The sequence below is a fragment of the Mesorhizobium sp. BHscii genome, assembly GCF_053848065.1.
Genome location: NZ_JBSPKW010000001.1, coordinates 168,151 through 186,102 on the forward strand (window position 1 = coordinate 168,151; position 17,952 = coordinate 186,102).

Sequence of the window (17,952 nt, forward strand, 5' to 3'; positions counted from 1 at the left end):
GTTTTACTCCGTCGCCGTCAGGCCGAGCGAGACGGCAAAGGCGGTGAATTTCTTCGCTTCCTCACTATCTGAGCCAAAAACGGCGATACCGCGATTGAGCGCGTCGCGTGCTTGATCGGCCTTGCCCAGCACGACGTAGGAACGAATAAGCTGCATCCATCCTTCCGCATCGCGCGGGTTTTGGCGAAGTCTTTCATCAAGTCCCGCAACCATGGTGTTGATCATCGCCTCCCTGTCCTGCGGCGACATCGACGAGGCGGCACCGACATCCCCGGCGTCCGGGCCTTTTGCAGGCTCTCCCGAAGCGACGGTCCGCTTGGCGGATTCGGCCAGCGCCTGCTCGACGGCGCCACGCCAGGCTGAGTCCTGCGGCAAGGCCGCTAGCATTTTCTGCCAGGCCGCTGTCGCCTCCTCAATGCGGCCTTCCTGTGCCATGCCCATCGCCAGATAAAAGCTGGCCTTCGGATTTGCCGGATCGAGCTTCAGCGCCGCCTCGAAAGCGGCCTGAGCGTCGGCCGAGACAATGCCGCCCGCTGCGCTGGCGATCGCCTCGCCGAGGCCGGCCTGGCGGGCGGCGCTGTCGCCGTCGAGGCGAATGGCGTTGCGATAGGCCGTCACTGCATCCGAGAACCGCTGCATGCGCAGATAGACCGGCGCCAGAACATCCCAACCCCTGCCATCGGACGGATTGGCGGCAAGGTGGGACTCGGCGCGTGCCACCAGCTCGTCCACCGAACTATCGGCGGGATTCTTGGCCAGCCGCTCGCTGAGCGGCTGCGACGGCAGATCGGGCGAGCCGAGCTGGCTGTACAAGCCCCAACTGACCAGCGGAACCGCCAGGACCGCGGCCGTCGCAACCAGCCTGGTCGCCATTGACGGCTGCCGCGCCGCTGACTTGTCGGCGGCATTGTCAAGTCGAAGGATCCGGCGGGCGATCTCCGCACGCGCCTCTTCGGCCTCCGCCGGCTGGATCAGGCCACGCGCCACGTCCAGGTCAAGCTCGGACAACTGGTCGCGATAGACTTCAAGGTCATGATCGCTGCTTGCCGAACCACCCTTCGAGCCGCTGGCCAGCGGTATCAGAACCGCCAGGCTTGCACCCAGCGTGAGAATGGCAGCTATGACCCAGAACAGCATGCTTATTCCAATAACGGCAGAGCCCTGCCCTGCCAACACAGCGGTCCTGCGACGCTTTGACGGCAGGAGCGTCGCATGTCCTTGATTGATGTCAACCGGAGCATTCGGCCGGTCGTTATGTCAGTGGCGTCCAGCTGCCATCGGCGTTGCGGCAAGCGGTTCCGCGCGCGGTGGCGCCGGCGGCGCCGGTAAAGACTGTATGGGTGTATTGCCGGCAATCCTGCGAGCCGACACGATAGGGCTGGGCGGGCACGACTTCACCGTAATGCGCCGACCGATCGCTTTTCCACCTCACCTTCTGGCCGCTCGCCGTGTACTCCAGCGCCCTGTATTCCGCCTCCAGCGCCTTGCGCTTTTCGGGATCGCTCAAGCCGGTACCGATCGATCCGCTGACGAGGCCGCCCCCCATGGCGGAAATGATCGTCGTCGCGATCTTGCCGTCACTTTGCGGCGTGGCGGCCGGCTGCGGCGCCACCGTGGAGCCAGGGCTCCTGCCCAGCGTCGTGCAGCCGGAAACGGCCAGCAGTGCGGAAACGAGCGCGACGCGAATCTTCATGCCAACAACCAGTTTTCTTGAGTTAGAGCTGGGCCGCGCCATCGGGGGAAGTCGGCGTGGCCATAGTGTCGATGTTTGTCGGAAATTTGGCCGCGGCCGACGGCTCCGGGACCAGTCGACATGCCGCAATATCACGCACGGTCGATCAATGTCGACTAGCCCAGCAAAAGCATAAGTCTAGTGAAGGCTCCGCAATCGAACCACCGCCTTCAACCCGCCCATGCTCGACCGTTCCAGAGCCAGAACGCCTCCATACTCGTTGACCAGGTCGGCGACAATGGCAAGTCCAAGCCCGGTCCCCGGCTTTGTCTCGTCGAGCCGCCGTCCGCGCTTCAGCGCCTCGCGCGCCTTGTCTTCGGGAATGCCCGGGCCGTCATCTTCGATGCTGATCTCGAACAGATCGACAGCACCCTCCTTGCCGACGCCACTCTTCTTGCCGGAGATCGGCGCCACCGACACGGCGACCGCGCTCTTTGCCCATTTCATGGCGTTGTCGAGCAGATTGCCAAGCAATTCTTCCAAATCCTCGCGTTCGCCGGCAAAGACGATATCGACTGCGGGCAGCGACAGCGAGAGAGCGGTCTGCGGGTTGAGTTTTTGCAGCACGCGTACCATGCGCTGGACCAGCGGCGCCACCGGCGTGCGGTAGACGACGCTGTCGCGTTGTGCCGCAACGCGGGCGCGCTGCAGATAATGGTCAACCTGCTTCTGCATCGACGCGGCCTGCTCGGCTATGAGCTGGCCCTTGGCGCCGCCGAGCGCCCGCCCCTCATTGATCAGCACCGCCAGCGGCGTCTTCAGCGAATGGGCGAGGTTGCCGACCTGCGTCCGTGAGCGCTCGACAATACGCTTGTTGTTTTCGATCAGCGCGTTGGTCTCGTTGGCGAGCGGCTCGATTTCGGCCGGGAAGCGACCGTCGAGCCTTTGCGCGGTTCCTTCGCGCACCATAGCGAGAGCGTTCCTGACCCGGCGCAATGGCTGCAGGCCCAACAGGATCGCGATGGCGTTGATGGCGATCATGCCGACGCCGAACAGGGAAAGATAGGTCAGCAGGCGACGCTGGAAGGCGCCTATCTCCTGCTCGAGCTCGGTCTTGTTGCCCATGACACGGAAGCGCGCTGCGCGATTTTTCGCGTCGAGAACGAATTCGCTCTCGAACACTTCCAGTTCCTCGCCATCGATGCCTTCTGTCGCATAGCTGCGCTGGAAGCTGGCATTGAAAGGAACCTCGGCGACGCTTGGCGACAGGATTGCCTCGGTCATCGAGGAGGAGTGCAGCTCACCGCGTACGCCTTCCGACGCAGGCTCCACCGACCAGTACCAGCCGGAATTCGGCTCCGAGAACCGGAGGTCGCCAAGGTCGGGAGCGCCGGTCAGCGAACCGCCTTCGGACACGCCGACCGAGCCGATCAGATTGAACAGATGCGCCGACAGCAGGCTGTCGAAACCGCGCTCGCTCGCCTGGCGATAGAGGGTTGTGATCAGCGTGAAGATGACAATCAGGGTGAGTATCGCCCAGACTGTGGAAAAGGCAATCACCCGGAACGCCAGCGAACGCGGCCAGAACCGCAGTGAAAGCGGCGTTCTTGCAGTCTGTTTGAGCGGTTCCGCCTTACGCCTCCGGCTCACGCATTCGATAGCCCATGCCGCGAACGGTTTCTATCATGTCGATGCCCATCTTCTTGCGAAGCCGCCCGACAAAGACCTCGATTGTGTTGGAATCGCGGTCGAAATCCTGATCGTAAAGATGCTCGACCAGTTCGGTCCGGGACACGACCTCGCCCATATGGTGCATCAAATAGGCAAGCAGGCGGAATTCGAGCGACGTCAGCTTCAGCGGCACGCCGTCGACATCGGCCTTGGAGGCCTTGGTGTCGAGCCGCAACGGCCCGCAGGTCAACTCGGACGACGCATGGCCGGCCGCGCGCCGGATCAGCGCTCGGACCCTGGCCAGCACCTCTTCGATGTGGAACGGCTTGGTGACATAATCGTCGGCGCCGGCGTCGATGCCGGATACCTTGTCGCTCCAGCGATCGCGCGCCGTCAGCATCAGGACCGGCATCTTGCGGCCGCCGCGCCGCCAGCGCTCGACCACACTGATGCCGTCCATCTGCGGCAAGCCAATGTCGAGCACGACGGCATCATAGGGTTCGGTGTCGCCGAGGAAATGCCCTTCCTCACCGTCGAAAGCCCGGTCGACGACATAGCCGGCATCGACCAGCGCGTCCGATATCTGCCGGTTGAGATCCTTGTCATCTTCGACAACGAGTACGCGCATGCGGGGATCATACCTGTTGAAGAACTGGCCTGTTGAAGAGCTGCCCTATTTGAGAGGCTGCCCTGTCGAGAAACTGGGCGTCATCTATAGGCCGATTCCAGCGCCTGGGAAACGGCAGGGATCAGTTCAGCGGAATGACGATCTCGGTGCGGCGCGGACGCTGCCCGTCCTTGCCCGGGACCAGCACGACGATGACGCAGACCGGCTGGCCACCGCGCGTCGACTGCGACGCCTTGGCCAGCGTGCCGCCATTCTGCTCGGCAACCTGCTGACCGATCGCGTAGCAGTCGGAGGCAGCCAGGACGATCGGCCGGTTCTGCTCGGGCACGACGACCGGCAGCGCCGTCGCCTGCGACGCAAACAGACCGGCAGCGCAGAGCGCCAGTGTCGCGGTTCGGAAATGGGAGCGAAGCGTTTTCATGATCAGCGTCCTAACGCATCGGTGCTGAACGTGAAATGAACAGTGAACGCCTGCAACACATGCCTATCTCACCCCCCTGAAACGCGAGACAACCGACCCTATGATTCGCCGCCCTAACCCGGCAAACTCATCCAAGTGCCAGTCTAGACTGTGTTGCAGCCATATTGAAAGCGCGTCAGGCGTTTTCTTCCGTCACGGCGCGAAAGCGCAGCAGCCCGTGATAGGCTGAAAGATCCTCGTCGTAACGGGCCTCGGTGAATTCGAGCCTGAGATTGGCGCGGTGATGTTCGTCGAGCGCGAGCGCCGCGTCCTGGAGGCGGGTGCTGACTAGGTCCATCGCATCGAGCATTTCTTTCCTGGCCTCGGACTTCGACCAGAAATGCAGCGTGAAAAGCTGCTCGGCATCGTTCTCCGCGCCTGTTGCCCAGTCGTAGACGCTGGTCCGACCGAAGGTCACATAGGGAAACGGGACATTTTCCGGGGAATGGTCGAATAGTTTTGCGCCGCCCAATGCCGCTGACAGGGAACCGTCACCGTTCAGCGCTTCGAACAAGGCCTTCTGCAGCGCGGCAGCCGGCGCGGTCATAGTCTTCTCCCTCGCCCGTCACGGCTGAACAGGCCTTCACCCCGTCAGCGATTTCCGCTTGCATCGTAGCCGCGTTGAAGTTCTGGCGCCAGATCACGGGATTTCCAAGGCCCCGATCGCGCGGACCGTCGGAATTATCGAAAATCGGCTGCGGTCAGCACATACATGCTCTTGCCGGTACGGGCATAAGCATTCCTTGCGACGTCATGTATGGGACCGACGGCCGAATCGAAAGCGGCGAGATATGTGGCTTCGGCTGTCGCCGTCCCCGGCGGTGCCGTCGAGATGGCGGCTGCATCGATAAAGAAAGAAATCTGGGACATGCCGTCATAGCCGACGAAGCGGATCCGTCGGCTCGCCTCGTCGTAGCTTCGGCTTAGGTTTGGAAATGTCAGGCTCATGACTTGACGGCCGTCAAGCGGCCCCCGCCTTCTTGACTGCGGCCCGCTTTTTCTTGGGAGCGACGGGATTGAGGGCTTCCGCCGCGCGGTCGGCCTCTTCCTTGGCCAGCCGCAGCGCCCGCAACTTTTGGGTCTTAATGGTCCTGGCCTTGGCCTCGGAGACATATTCGGCCGTAGCCTGGTTTCGCTCCGCAGTTTTCTTCTGCTTCTCCATGAAGCGCGCTTCAGCCTTTTCCGTGATACTTTGATTGAATTCCGCCATCGATAAAATATCCCTTTTGACCGAGGTGATGAAATTGCAATTCCCTCGTAAAATAGGAGCTCTGAGCAGAAAATTCAATTTCCGAGCTATCTTTGATCGCCCAGATTCGTAAAAATAAACTGCGGAATAATACTATTCGACAGTTTCAACCAGCCCATGAACATTTTTGAGCCATCGGCTCTAAAGAGGTGAGCGGTGGCACCTCACGTGCGCTGGCAGCAACCGCGTCCCCTTTGACGCAGTTACTGAATTAGATCACGACACCGGTGCTGCGCCACCCTCTTCCGTGCGCCGCGCGATGAATTCGTCGAGAACACCTGATGTAGCAGCGGCGGAAGCCGGCGGCCGAAATTCGGCAAGCAGCCGTTTCCAGATGCCGGTCGCGCGCTCCGTGGCGGTTCTTGACCCGGCCTGCGTCCAGTTGCCGAAATTCGACCAGTCGGCGACCAGCGGCTCGTAGAATGCGGTGCGGTAGCGCGCCATTGTGTGCCCGGCCGAGAAGAAATGCCCGCCCGGCTGCACTTCAGCGATAGCCTCAAAGCCGATCGCGTCCTCGTCGCCGGGCGTCGCCGCGCAGAGTTCGGCGACCGTCTGCAGCGCCTCGACGTCGGTGATCAGCTTCTCGAAAGAGACGCTCAAGCCGCCTTCGAGCCAGCCAGCGGCATGGATGCAGACCGTTGCACCCGCAAGCACCGAGCCCCACAGCGCGAACTGCGTTTCGTGGGCCGCCTGCGCGTCCGATATGTTGGCGGCGCTGCCGCCGCCGGACCGCCAAGGAAGACCGGTGAAGCGAGCAAGCTGACCGGCGCCGAGCGTCGCCTTGACGTGCTCCGGCGTGCCGAACGCCGGCGCCCCCGACTTCATGTCGACATTGGAGGAGAAGGAACCATAGACGACCGGCGTACCCGGCCGCACGATCTGGGCCAGCGTCAGCCCGGCCAGCGCTTCGGCGTGCTGCAGCGTCAGCGCGCCGGCCACAGTGATCGGCGCCATCGCGCCGGCCAGGCAGAAGGGCGTGATGATCAACACCTGCCCTGCCCTGGCAAAGTCGATGATGCCTTGCGCCATCGGAATGTCGAGCTGGCGAGGCGAATTGGTGTTGATGACGGTGTAGCAATGAGCGCCCGAACGGAATTCGTCCTCCGACAGGCCGCGCGCCAGCCGTAGCATCTCGAAGCCGTCCTCCACCTGCGGCGTGCCGCGCGCGAAGACGAACGGCAACTTGTCCGACAGCGTCAGCTGCGCGCGGTTGACTGCATAGTGGCGGAAGCGGTTGTCGATGTCCTGCGGCTCGATGCAGGGTCCCAGCATGTGCAGCACGTCGAAATGCTGCACCAGGCGGATGAAATCCTCGAAAGCGGCAAGCGTTCCCGGCCGCCGGCCGTGCTCTAGATCGGTGACGTTCGGCGCCCCGGATCCCGCCAGAAACGTCATCGAGCCGAGCTCGAGCGTCAGGTCGCGGGCACGGTCGCCGGCGTGGACACGGATCGATTTCGGCGCCGAAGCCAGTGCCGCCGCGACGATGTCGCGGCCGATGCGCACCATCTGGTTGTCCTCGTCGACCAGCGCACCGGCACGAGCAAGAATGGTGCGCGCCTCCGGCAGCAGCACCTTGACGCCGAGTTCCTCGAGTACGCGCAGCGCCGTGTCGTGGATCGCGGCGACCTGGTCGACCGAAAAGATCGGCTGCGGCAGGAACGGGTTCTTCAGCGAACGATAGTCCGGCCGGCGGCTGGTCTCGCTGCCGGCCTCGCCGGTTCGTCCGCGCCTGCGTTCGCGCCTGAGATCACGTGCGGCGTCATCGATCATGGCGGATTCTCCTCATTGTCGTACGCTTGCCGTATTGCCCTGCCTTGGGGATCGTAGGGAGAAGCCGCGATGACGCGCGCCGGCCGCTCGGCCCAGTTCGTTGGAGCGGGCAGGATACTTGTACTGTACATATGTGTCTAGTACGGTTGTATGCAGCTCGCCTCATGCCTATTGTGCGGCCATGATCATGATTGCTCCGCAGGACGAGCCGGCGCCCGGCAACATCAAGGTGACGCGCTGGGACTGGATCAATCTTGCGCTCCGGACATTGATTTCAGACGGCATCGAAAGCGTGCGCGTGCTGCCGCTCGCCCAGAAGCTCGGTGTTTCGCGCTCAAGCTTCTACTGGTACTTCGAGAGCCGTCAGGATCTGCTCGACCGATTGCTTGCCCATTGGCGGGACACCAACACCAGGGCGCTCGTCGAACGCGCGCAGCGGCCGGCCGAAAGCATCATCATGGGCGTCATGAACGTGTTCGAATGCTGGGCGGACGAGCGCCTGTTCGATCCCAGGCTCGACTTCGCCATCCGGGAATGGGCGCGTCGCTCCGACGACGTTCGCCGGGCCATCGACCAGGCCGACAATGACCGCCTCGGCGCGATCCGCGACATGTATCGCCGGCATGGCTACGATGATGAGGATGCCTTCATCCGCGCCCGCGTGCTCTACTACATGCAGATCGGTTATTATGTGCTCGACCTCAAGGAACCGGTCGAGGCGAGAGTCAGTCATCTCGCTGCCTATCTGCGCAGCTTCACCGGCCAGGAGCCAAGCGACGCCCATGTGGCGCATTTCATGCGCTTTATCGCCGCGCGGTAATATTGAAAGCGGTGCGAGTGGCAAGCTCTACTCTTCGTATCGACGAACTGTACCGCGAAAGCCTCACTCGCTCTTGTGAGCCGGGCCAAAATGGACGAATAGTCTTGGCTGGCGCGCCGCCCAGAAATTGCCCGCAAGCAGTGGGAGGCGTAGCCGTAGCCGGATTCTGGAATGGCCAGTCCTTTGAAACCACGCAAGAGAAGAGGTCCGATTGCCGCACGACTGTTGGCGGCAGATGCGTGGTTCGATTCCTCGCTCTATGAGATCGGCTTCAAGGCACGCCGGTTCTGGGAAGCGGCCACCATTTTTTTCCGGCGCTTCCGCGTCTCCGGCTGGCGCCGCGGCATCATCGAACTGTTGAGCGAAGGTTTCACGCTCGGCGCCGGCGGCATCGTCGTCATGCTGGCGCTTGCCTTGCCGGCCTTCCAGGAAACCGCTGGCGATTGGCGTGCCCAGGGCGATTTCGCCGTCACCTTCCTCGACCGCTATGGCAACGAGATCGGCCAGCGCGGCATCATCCAGCGTGATTCGGTGCCGGTCGACGAGATGCCCGACCAGGTCATCAAGGCGGTGCTAGCCACCGAGGATCGGCGTTTCTTCGATCACCACGGCATTGATGCGCTCGGCCTTTCGCGCGCGATCTTCGCGAATGTGCGGGCGAATTCCGTGGTGCAGGGCGGCTCGAGCATCACCCAGCAGCTGGCCAAGAACCTGTTCCTGACCAACGAACGGACGCTGGAGCGCAAGGTCAAGGAAGCCTTCCTGTCGCTGTGGCTTGAGGCCAATCTGTCGAAGAAGGAGATCCTGCAGCTCTATCTCGACCGCGTCTATATGGGCGGCGGTACCTTTGGCATCGAAGCGGCCGCCGATTTCTATTTCGGCAAAAGCGTCAAGGATCTGAACCTCGCCGAAGCAGCTATGCTGGCCGGCCTGTTCAAGGCACCGACCAAATATGCGCCGCATATCAACCTGCCTGCTGCCAGGGCGCGGGCCAATGTGGTGCTGTCCAATCTCGTCGAGGCAGGCTTCATGAGCGAGGGTCAGGTGCTGCAGGCGCGGCTGCATCCGGCCGAAATCGTCGACCGCGGCGAGCAGAAGAGCCCGGATTACTACCTCGACTGGGCATTCGAAGAGGTCAAGAAGATCGCGGCGAAGTCCGGCCAGCATTCGCTGGTCGCTCACACCACTTTCGATGCCAACATCCAGAAGGCGGCGGAAGAATCGATGGAGTTCCATCTCCGCCAGTTCGGCAAGGAATACAACGTCACCGAAGGCGCCATGGTCGTCATCGAAACCAACGGCGCAGTCAGGGCGATCGTCGGCGGCCGCGACTACGGTGCCAGCCAGTTCAACCGCGCAACCAAGGCGCTGCGCCAGAGTGGCTCATCGTTCAAACCTTATGTCTATGCGACGGCGATGGAGCACGGCTTCACGCCGGACTCCGTCGTTTCCGGCGGGCCGATCTCCTGGGGCGGCTGGTCGCCTCACAATTACAATGGCGGATCGGCCGGCAATGTCACGCTGATCACGGCGATGGCCAAATCGATCAACACCGTGCCGGTGCGGCTGGCCAAGAATCATCTCGGTATCAAGCCGATCAAGGCGATGGCGGAAGCCATGGGCGTCGAATCGCCGCTCGAATCGCACAAGACGATGGTGCTCGGCACATCGGGCATGACCGTGATGGACCAGGCGACAGGCTATAGCGTGTTCGCCCAGAACGGCTTCGTCGGCTCTCGGCATGGCGTCACCCAGCTGGTTACTCGTACCGGCGAGGTGGTTTACGATTTCGCCAAGGATGCGCCGCCGCCGCACCGTGTGCTCTCGGAACAGGCGCTGAAATATATGAACACCATGCTGGCGGCGGTGCCGGTGATGGGTACGGCGCGGCGCGCTGCCCTTCCCAATATCGTTTCGGCCGGCAAGACCGGCACCACGCAGTCTTACCGCGACGCCTGGTATGTCGGCTTCACCGGCAACTACACGGCTGCCGTGTGGCTCGGCAATGACGACTTCACCACGACCAACAACATGACCGGCGGCTCGCTGCCGGCGATGGTTTGGCAGCGGCTGATGGTCTATGCGCACCAGAATATCGACCTCAAGCCGATCCCCGGTCTCGATCATCCCTTCGTCGACGAGGAGATCGCCGCCAAGGCCGAGGAAGCGGAAAAGAAGAATGCCGAGCAGGCAGCGGCCGACGCCGCCGCCGAGCGCCCGCCGGTGCTGTCCAGCCAAACCACGCGGGCGCTCAGGGACATCACAAGATTGTTCCAGTCGGCGCCCGTCCTCCAGGCGCCTGCGACGCCGGAGACCCTGTCGGCGCTTTGATGCCGGCACACGGGCCAGGCCACCCTCGCGCCGGCAATTCCACAGAGGTCCGCTTGCCATGGCCCCCTCCCCCGCGATATCCCCGAGCGCACTCCTCTTTCCCGCGGCTCTTCATGCTCAAGAACGCATTCCTGACGCTCCTCGCGCTTGCCATAGCCATCGGCGGCGGCGGCGGCAGCGTCTGGTACGCTCTCAAGACGCAGGATGGCATCGGCGCGATCAGGATCGGCCCATGGACGGCGTTCCCCGATACCGGCACGCGGGCGGCGGATCCTTATTCGAAAGCGCGCGTGGCGCGCGAGGGTGTCCTTGCACTCGGGCAGACAGAAGGCCTGTCCTTTATCGCCGAACGCGATTCCGGCGGCGAACAATTGAAACGCCAATGCGCCTATGAGATCGAAGGCGGATTTCCCACATCCCGGTTCTGGACCCTCTATGCCGCCGATGAATCGCTCGGCGTGATCGAGACCGGAAAACCAAGGCTTGCGGCACTTCAATCCTACCAGATGCTGCGCCAGCCCGACAATTCGGTGGCGATTTCCGTCAGCAACCGCCCCACACCAGGCAACTGGCTGCTTTCCGACGGCTTCGGCCGGATGTATTTCGTGTTGACATTCTACGACACGCCGGTCGCCAGCAGCACGGGTCTTTCGGATATCACGTTGCCGCAGATCCTGAAGGTCGGCTGCAATGCGTAGGCTGCTACACGCGATCCTACTCGGCCTGCTTGGCGCCGGCATCGTGCACATCGTCGTGCTGCTGCTCGTTCCGGAATTTTCCGAACGTGATGCGTGGTCGCGGCTGGCCATGGCATCGGACCTCTATAAGATGACCAGGCTGGATGCAGAGGCCGGCGGGACGCCGGTGGTGAAATCCGTCGATCCGCTGTTTTATGCTGCGGCTTGCCGGTTCGATCTGTCCGAAGGGATGGTTCGGGTGAAGGCACCGGGAAACGTCCCGTTCTGGTCCGTATCGGTCTATGACCGCAGCGGACATAACATCTATTCCTTCAACGACCATAGTGCGACCGGAAGGGTGCTGGACAGTATCGTACTGACGCCGGCCCAGATGATCGAGATCCGCAAGGATCTCCCGGAGGAATTGCAAGGAGCAATCTTCGTCGAGGCGCCCATCGACGAAGGCATGTTCGTCATCCGCTCGTTCGTGCCCGATGACAGCTGGAAGCCGATCGTGTCGCGGTTTCTCGAGCGGAGTTCCTGCGAACTGCAGGGCTACTGACGTCAACCGAAGTATGCGGCGGCCGGTTTCCAGCCTGCAGCGATTCAAAGTTAGAGCCTCCTGTACGCGCCGAACAGGGCGCGCGGCCCGCTTTCAAAGTGTTAGAGCATCCTTTGCGCGTCGGACCGGGCCGCGGCGCTCATTCAAGGTCTTCCTTTGCGCGCGCCCAGCAGGGCGCGCGGCGCTCTAATGATGCGGAACAGGCATCGTCCCCGACGATCCCGGCATCGTCCTTGACGAGCCCGGCTTGTCCAGACCGGCGCCTGGCCGCGTTTCGCCCGTCCGTGGCTCGTAGCGGACGCCGGGGAAAATGATCACCGCTGCCGGCGTTCCGGTGTTTCGTTCTGCTCGATTGGTTGCCGCCGTTCGCGGCACGAAAGTCAGTACCATGCCCATGGTTCGTGCATTCCTCTCGGTTGCCCCGGAGCACAACGCAACGCCTCCAATCTGATTAAGGACGGCAGTAGGTTAACGGAACGCTAACGGATCGCCGCTAATTTGATGTTTGTTCTGAGGTCAGGAATTCTTGACCCGAGGCAAATGCGAAACCGACACAGTCCCGGTCGAGCATGGTCCAGATTGTGTCGAGTATCGGGCGTATCCTTCGTGTCAGCTTCGGATTTCAGGCAAATCGCTATACGGGCTGAATCGGGAAAGGCCGAAAGGCTGTTCCGCGCCGCGGTGTCGGCGTTCTGTTCGCTCACCCGCCCTTCGCGCCGGGAGATCGCGCAACTTGAGGATTTGACGCTTCCGCTTTTCGCCAATGTGTCGGTCGAATCGCGCCGCTACGTCGCCGCCGCCCTTTCCGAATGCGAATATGCGCCCGCTGCGCTGGTCCGGCGGCTTTGCCAGGAGCCGGTCGACGTTGCCGCGCCATTGCTCATCCGCTCGTGCGCGCTCAGCGATATCGACCTGATCGCGCTGATCGGACGGCACGGCCTGCCGCATGCGCGCGCCATCGCGCGCCGCAAGGATCTGAACCCGACCATCGCCCAGCTGATCAGGGCGCTTGAAAAGCCGACGCTGGTGCGCGTGCGGCAGCCGGAGGCAATGGCCAAGACGGCGCCTGAAAGCGCCGAAATCGTCGCGCCCAGCCCCGACAGCCAGCAGGTGCCCGGCGCCGCCGCCGAGAATGCACGGCGCCGGCTGCGGTCGTTGATGCGTGCCGATGCTGAGAGCGGCGGCGCGACCGTCAATCCGTTCGCCGGCGCTGAAACCTATGTCAAACTGCGCGAGACGGCGCTGACCGGAAACGCCGCATTCTTCCAGACAGCACTGGCCGACGCGCTCGAAATCGATTTTTCAACGGCGCGGGCGCTCACCGCAAACCAGAACTACACGTCGCTGCTGGCCGCCCTGCGCGCGCTTGATTTCGGCGAAGAGAGGGCGTTCCTGATCACCGCCGCCGTCTATCCCACAGAGTTTCCGCATCCGCAGGCCATCCGCATCTTTCTCGACCGCTACCGACTGCTGCATCGCGACGCGGCGCTGGACAGGCTACGCGGCTGGAAGGCGGAGATACTGTCGAAGGCCATTCGCAATGCCGGACCCATCTCGGCAAACGCCGACATCCGTAAAGCGGACAGCGATAATGCTGCCGCCAGGCCTAAGGCGCGTCACGTCTGAAAGAGATTCAAGCGAACGCTTTAAGCCTTTGTTTTCATCCCTAATCGTTAGAGCGACTTGACGGAAATAAACTCCTCGACGGGAGCAGCGCCGGCCTCGATCTCGACCACCCAGATGTCGGGATCGAATTTCTTCTCCCTTTCCAGTCGCGCGTCAAAGACGGCGGCATCGTCGCCGGCGCCGAGCAGACTGAAGAAACGGTCGTCGGGTTTCGCTGAATCGTAGCTCGTCTGCGGCGCCGGTCCAAACAAAGCAACCTCGCCCAGGCGGCCACGCGCCAGCACGAAGACGGCGCCGGCCTCAGTTGCGCCGCGCTTGACCACGGCGGCGAATCCGCCGGCGCCGAAAACCCGGCGCAATAGGGCCGACACCCACAGATCGGTGGTTACGCGCATTACAAGACTCCGGACGAGATCCGGATGCTGTTTAGCGAGGTTATCGCCAATCCGCGAGCGATCGCTTCGACTATTAGTAGGCCAAAGCCTCAGTTGGTCAGGCCGATCTCGCGCATCTTGACGTAGACGACCTCGTCGGGCTCGCCGGTCTCCGGCAGCCCGAACAGCGACTGGAACTCCTTGATCGCTGCCTTGGTGCGGGCCCCGACCACGCCATCGAGCTGCATGTCGTCATTGCCGAATGCCTTCAGCCCGGCCTGGATTTTGATGATGCGGGCATCGGGTGCCTGCGCCGGCGCATCTGCCGGCGCCGAAGCGGAGACGGGAATTGCGGCCATGTCGTCCGGACGAGGTGCCGGATGCGGCACGACCGTCGAGGCGGTTGGCGTGGCGCCCAGTTGATCGAGCAGAACGCTGTCGATCTCGCCGGAAGCGTTGAGCCCGACTTTCTGCTGATAGGCTTGTATGGCCTTACGCGTGTTGGGGCCGGAAATGCCGTCGACGGTACCGGAATAAAAGTCCAGATCCTTCAATATGCCCTGGATCTGCTCGACGACCGGATCGCTCTTGATCGGAGCCGAGCCCGGCCGCACGATGTTGATGGTGGTTTCGGGTTCCTCGGCGCCGGCTCGAGGAAAGCCCTCGATGCTCCTGGTCGCGAAAAACGCGCCGGCATGAGGAAAAGGCTGATACCACAGGGCATTCGCCGAGACGTAGAACAGCGTCACCAGGAAGGCGGTCGAACCGCCGACCAGAACCGGATTGCGCGAGATCAGGCTGCCGACGGCGACCGCGCTACCTTGGAAGGCATTGCCACGGCGCTTGACCGCCTTAGGCTGTTTTGCGGAGCGAGCCATGCCTGTCCCCCTTCGTCTCCGCCTTGGCTGCAGGCATCGGCAGCACCCCGGGCTTGTCGGTCGAACGTCCCTTCGGTCCGTTCACAGGCAAGCTGATCGTGACCGTGGTGCCCTCGCCCGGCATGCTTTCGATCGACATCGTGCCCTCGTGCAGCGCCACAAGGCCCTTCACCAGCGACAGGCCGAGCCCGGTTCCCTCGAAGCGGCGCGTATAGTCGTTCTGGATCTGCATGAACGGCTTGCCGAGATTGGCAAAGTCTTCCTCGGCGATGCCGATACCGGTGTCCCTGACCCAGAAATGCAGTCGCGAGCCGATCCGCTTGGCGCCGACGACGACATCGCCGCCATCGGGCGTGAACTTGATAGCATTGGAGACTAGGTTGATGAGTATCTGCTGCACGGCACGACGATCAGCGTTTATCTCGCCTGCATCCGGTGCGATCTGAGCTTGCAGATCGATGTTCTTTGCCTCTGCCTGCAGCCGCATCATCGACTGGCACATTTCGACGGCTTCCACGAAACGGAACGGTTCCGGCTCGGTTGCGTAGGCGCCGGCTTCGATCCTCGACACGTCGAGTATCGATGTGACGACGGCAAGCAAATGCTGGCCGGACTCCTTGACCAGACCGACATATTCCTTCTGGCGCGGATCCTTGAAGGTGCCGAACATCTCATGCAGCAGCATGTCGGAAAAACCGATGATGGCGTTCAACGGCGTGCGAAGCTCGTGGCTGACGACCGCCAGAAACCGTCCCTTCGCCACTTCGGCAGACGCGGCCGCCTCTTTCGCAGCGGCAAGCTCTTCGCGCAAGCCGGCGAGTTCGTCGTTTTCGCGCAGGACGAGCGTGAAGACATCCTCATGCTCCGCCCGCATCAGCTCAAGGGAAAACGGCCGGTAGTTGTCCGCCGTCGGGCCATGGCCGTTTTGCGGCAGCCGGACGCGAAGATCGAGCCGGCGCGCCGACGCGCCGTCGCGCATGTCGGCCAGCGCGCTGAGGTACGCGACGCGATCGGACAGATGGATACGGTCGAACAGGCCGGTTCCGAACAGCAGTTCAGGCTGCAGCTTCAGGATCGTGCGCGCCTTTGCCGACGCATCCAGAACCTCGCCATGCCTGCCGGCCCGCAGGACAACGGCGTCGATGATGTTCTCGAGCCGGTCATCGGTCGCCGGATCTAGCTGCGCGCCGGCCGGGCTGCCAAGTGCTGCTACGCGGGGAACCAAGGTGAGCGCCCAAGCCAGCGGCAGCAGCCAGTGCCAAGCAGCGGTTTCCGCCGGGCCGAACGGGAAAACAGAACCGGCAAAAGCCTGCAGCAGGATAGCGACAAATGCGGATGCGGCACCCCAGAGTGCAGTGCGACGAGACGCGCCGATCCACCAGGCTTCGAACGGCAGCGCCACGACAAGCATGGCGACCGGCGAGGCCATCCCGCCCGCCGCGGCAATGACACCGGCAAGAGCAAGACTGCCCATCACCAGGGCGACCTGGCCGGCGAACGCCATCTTGCCCGATGCTGCCACCAGCAAGGCAGCAAACCAGCAGAGGCCGAATGTCGCAAAGATCGCAGCCATGGTCACGGCCACGCCCATGCCCGAGGTAACCAGCGTGACTGCTGCACCTGCGGCAAAGAACGGAGCGGCCAGCATGACACCTATAAACCGCCCCTGGCACCGGCGGTCGTTCTTTCCGAGGATCGACGGATGAACCATACGTTCGCAACCGGCTGCCATCGCGCCGGGCAACTCAACGTATCTGGCCCTTATCGAACTCAACTCAACGCACTCGCACCTGGTCGTGAACAGCCCTGCTTCGCAGGTTGCTTTTGTTGATCTGAAACTCGCATCCAGCGTTTAAGGAATGGATAAGGCGGGACCGATCAATGCCCAGCCTGAGGGAAATATTGGGAGGCCGGCGCGGCAAAACCTTGGCAATTGCGGCCATAGTAAATGGAGCGTTATCCGGGCGGACCGCCCTTTTCGCCTCTGACAGTCGCCACCGGCACGCCCGCGCTTCCGGGAAATAACTAAGGAAAACAGACAGATGGATAGTTAACCTTAAGTGAAGAAAATCGGCTGGATTTGACACAAGTCCATTGCAAAATACTTCGTTTCGAGCTTGCCTAAAATTCGAGGAAAATTTTCGCTGACCGGGCAAGCCGTCCTTTGAGCGTCTATGCCACTATCGTACCCCATAAAAGAGGTCATGTCGCCGAATGCATGATCCGGTCAAAGATGAGGGCATACAGATGGGCTTTCTGATCAGAATGGCTTTCTGGTTTTCGCTGGTGCTTCTGGCGCTGCCGCTGAATGTCGGCTCCGACGAGACAGGCCACCAAAGCGTCGGGCCGATCCAGGCGTTGTTTGCGGCACGCGAAGCCGTTGGCGATATTGCCGGCATATGCGAGCGCAAGCCCGACGTCTGCCAGACCGGCAAGTCCGCAATGCACACGATCACCGCCCGGGCCAAGGAGACAGCCAAGATCGCGGCCGCCATGTTGGAGGACAAGACCGCCGAACCCGACACGGCGACAACGACCGGCAGCGTGCCGGAAGACATCGTCTTACCGGCGAAAGTCCACTTGCCCGCGAAAGTCGAGTTGCCGGCGAAAAACTGAGATATTTTCAGCGCATCTGTCACTGCACCGCAGGCCGTCCGCACCTCGACGCCTATGGTGTTTTTCCTCTTTTTCCGTGACGCGGCGTCGCCGGATGACTATATCCGAGGTGATGAGCACGACGATCCAAACGATCCGCGACGACTTCTCCCTGCTTGACGAGTGGGAAGACCGCTACCGCTATGTGATCGAACTGGGCGAGGCCCTGCCGCCATTTCCCGATGAGGAACGCAACGCCGCCAACAAGGTGCCCGGCTGCGTCAGCCAGGTCTGGCTGACAACCGAATATGGACCGGGTCCCGATCCAGTCGTCACCTTCGCCGGTGATTCGGACGCCCATATCGTGCGCGGCCTCGTCGCTATCATGCTGGCGCTGTTTTCCAGACGACCGGCCAGCGAGATCCAGGAGACCGACGCGGAAGCCACGCTGAAGGCACTTGGCCTCGACGAACACCTGTCGCCGCAACGCGCCAATGGTCTTCGTTCCATGGTCAAGCGCATTAAGCGCGACGCCGAGGCGGCGTTGAGGCAGACCGCCTGATTAGACAACAGCGCGCGATTGCCCCCGCACGGCAGTGAGCCCCGCACCTCGGCCAAGGCGTATTGCACCAGCAATGC

19 protein-coding genes are annotated in these 17,952 nt (G+C 62.4%); 7 read left to right on the forward strand and 12 right to left on the reverse strand.

The features are described from left to right. Nucleotides 1–3 precede the first annotated feature (3 nt). The 9 genes from ccmI to ACWTU7_RS00860 all read right to left on the reverse strand — a co-directional run bounded on the left by ccmI (nt 4) and on the right by ACWTU7_RS00860 (nt 7,450). On the reverse strand, nt 4–1,137 hold the full coding sequence (gene ccmI, locus ACWTU7_RS00820; protein ID WP_455837344.1) for a c-type cytochrome biogenesis protein CcmI: 1,134 nt from the start codon (nt 1,135–1,137) through the stop codon (nt 4–6). Nucleotides 1,138–1,252: 115 nt separating this feature from the next. Further along, a complete protein-coding gene (locus tag ACWTU7_RS00825; protein ID WP_455837345.1) occupies nt 1,253–1,693 on the reverse strand; it encodes a hypothetical protein in 441 nt (146 codons plus the stop codon). 177 nt (nt 1,694–1,870) lie between these two features. After that, entirely contained in the window at nt 1,871–3,322 is a 1,452-nt protein-coding gene (locus tag ACWTU7_RS00830; protein ID WP_029354592.1) for an ATP-binding protein, read from the reverse strand. Further along, nucleotides 3,306–3,971, reverse strand: coding sequence for a response regulator transcription factor (locus ACWTU7_RS00835; RefSeq protein ID WP_029354594.1), 666 nt, complete (start codon nt 3,969–3,971; stop codon nt 3,306–3,308). The genes ACWTU7_RS00830 and ACWTU7_RS00835 overlap by 17 nt, the downstream gene beginning before the upstream one ends. Nucleotides 3,972–4,092: 121 nt before the next feature. Beyond that, entirely contained in the window at nt 4,093–4,392 is a 300-nt protein-coding gene (locus ACWTU7_RS00840) for a hypothetical protein (RefSeq protein WP_455837346.1), read from the reverse strand. A gap of 175 nt (nt 4,393–4,567) precedes the next feature. After that, nucleotides 4,568–4,978 (reverse strand): DUF3168 domain-containing protein, encoded by a 411-nt coding sequence (locus ACWTU7_RS00845; protein ID WP_455837347.1) that lies wholly within the window; start codon nt 4,976–4,978, stop codon nt 4,568–4,570. 134 nt (nt 4,979–5,112) lie between these two features. After that, on the reverse strand, nt 5,113–5,379 hold the full coding sequence (locus ACWTU7_RS00850) for a DUF1488 family protein (RefSeq protein ID WP_287338044.1): 267 nt from the start codon (nt 5,377–5,379) through the stop codon (nt 5,113–5,115). A 13-nt stretch (nt 5,380–5,392) separates the two neighbouring features. Next, nucleotides 5,393–5,641, reverse strand: a complete 249-nt coding sequence (locus tag ACWTU7_RS00855) for a hypothetical protein (protein ID WP_029354601.1) — start codon at nt 5,639–5,641, stop codon at nt 5,393–5,395. A 255-nt stretch (nt 5,642–5,896) separates the two neighbouring features. Then, entirely contained in the window at nt 5,897–7,450 is a 1,554-nt protein-coding gene (locus ACWTU7_RS00860) for a trimethylamine methyltransferase family protein (protein WP_455837348.1), read from the reverse strand. A 181-nt stretch (nt 7,451–7,631) separates the two neighbouring features. On the opposite strand from ACWTU7_RS00860, the gene ACWTU7_RS00865 reads away from it, so the two are divergent. The 5 genes from ACWTU7_RS00865 to ACWTU7_RS00885 all read left to right on the forward strand — a co-directional run bounded on the left by ACWTU7_RS00865 (nt 7,632) and on the right by ACWTU7_RS00885 (nt 13,466). Then, nucleotides 7,632–8,270, forward strand: coding sequence for a TetR/AcrR family transcriptional regulator (locus ACWTU7_RS00865; protein WP_455837349.1), 639 nt, complete (start codon nt 7,632–7,634; stop codon nt 8,268–8,270). A 171-nt stretch (nt 8,271–8,441) separates the two neighbouring features. Further along, nucleotides 8,442–10,601 carry a transglycosylase domain-containing protein gene (locus tag ACWTU7_RS00870; protein WP_455837350.1) on the forward strand — a complete coding sequence of 720 codons (2,160 nt, stop codon included), beginning with the start codon at nt 8,442–8,444 and terminating at the stop codon, nt 10,599–10,601. Nucleotides 10,602–10,714: 113 nt separating this feature from the next. Beyond that, complete coding sequence (locus tag ACWTU7_RS00875; protein WP_455837351.1) at nt 10,715–11,299, forward strand: DUF1214 domain-containing protein; 585 nt, start codon at nt 10,715–10,717, stop codon at nt 11,297–11,299. Further along, nucleotides 11,292–11,840: a DUF1254 domain-containing protein gene (locus ACWTU7_RS00880; protein ID WP_128344420.1), complete on the forward strand. Its 549-nt coding sequence runs from the start codon at nt 11,292–11,294 to the stop codon at nt 11,838–11,840. The genes ACWTU7_RS00875 and ACWTU7_RS00880 overlap by 8 nt, the downstream gene beginning before the upstream one ends. A 606-nt stretch (nt 11,841–12,446) precedes the next feature. Further along, the gene (locus ACWTU7_RS00885; protein WP_455837352.1) at nt 12,447–13,466 is read left to right on the forward strand and encodes a hypothetical protein; all 1,020 of its coding nucleotides are present in this window, start codon (nt 12,447–12,449) and stop codon (nt 13,464–13,466) included. Between the two features lie 47 nt (nt 13,467–13,513). Here ACWTU7_RS00885 and ACWTU7_RS00890 read toward each other — a convergent pair whose 3' ends face one another. The 3 genes from ACWTU7_RS00890 to ACWTU7_RS00900 all read right to left on the reverse strand — a co-directional run bounded on the left by ACWTU7_RS00890 (nt 13,514) and on the right by ACWTU7_RS00900 (nt 16,429). Further along, entirely contained in the window at nt 13,514–13,861 is a 348-nt protein-coding gene (locus ACWTU7_RS00890) for a DUF1491 family protein (RefSeq protein ID WP_095519690.1), read from the reverse strand. A gap of 89 nt (nt 13,862–13,950) precedes the next feature. Beyond that, nucleotides 13,951–14,718, reverse strand: coding sequence for a peptidoglycan-binding domain-containing protein (locus tag ACWTU7_RS00895; RefSeq protein ID WP_455837353.1), 768 nt, complete (start codon nt 14,716–14,718; stop codon nt 13,951–13,953). Then, the gene (locus tag ACWTU7_RS00900; protein ID WP_455837354.1) at nt 14,693–16,429 is read right to left on the reverse strand and encodes an ATP-binding protein; all 1,737 of its coding nucleotides are present in this window, start codon (nt 16,427–16,429) and stop codon (nt 14,693–14,695) included. The genes ACWTU7_RS00895 and ACWTU7_RS00900 overlap by 26 nt, the downstream gene beginning before the upstream one ends. Nucleotides 16,430–16,965: 536 nt before the next feature. Here ACWTU7_RS00900 and ACWTU7_RS00905 point away from each other — a divergent pair. Then, the gene (locus ACWTU7_RS00905; RefSeq protein ID WP_455837355.1) at nt 16,966–17,334 is read left to right on the forward strand and encodes a DUF5330 domain-containing protein; all 369 of its coding nucleotides are present in this window, start codon (nt 16,966–16,968) and stop codon (nt 17,332–17,334) included. Nucleotides 17,335–17,446: 112 nt separating this feature from the next. Further along, on the forward strand, nt 17,447–17,875 hold the full coding sequence (locus ACWTU7_RS00910; RefSeq protein WP_455837629.1) for a SufE family protein: 429 nt from the start codon (nt 17,447–17,449) through the stop codon (nt 17,873–17,875). The last annotated feature ends 77 nt before the right edge of the window (nt 17,876–17,952 follow it).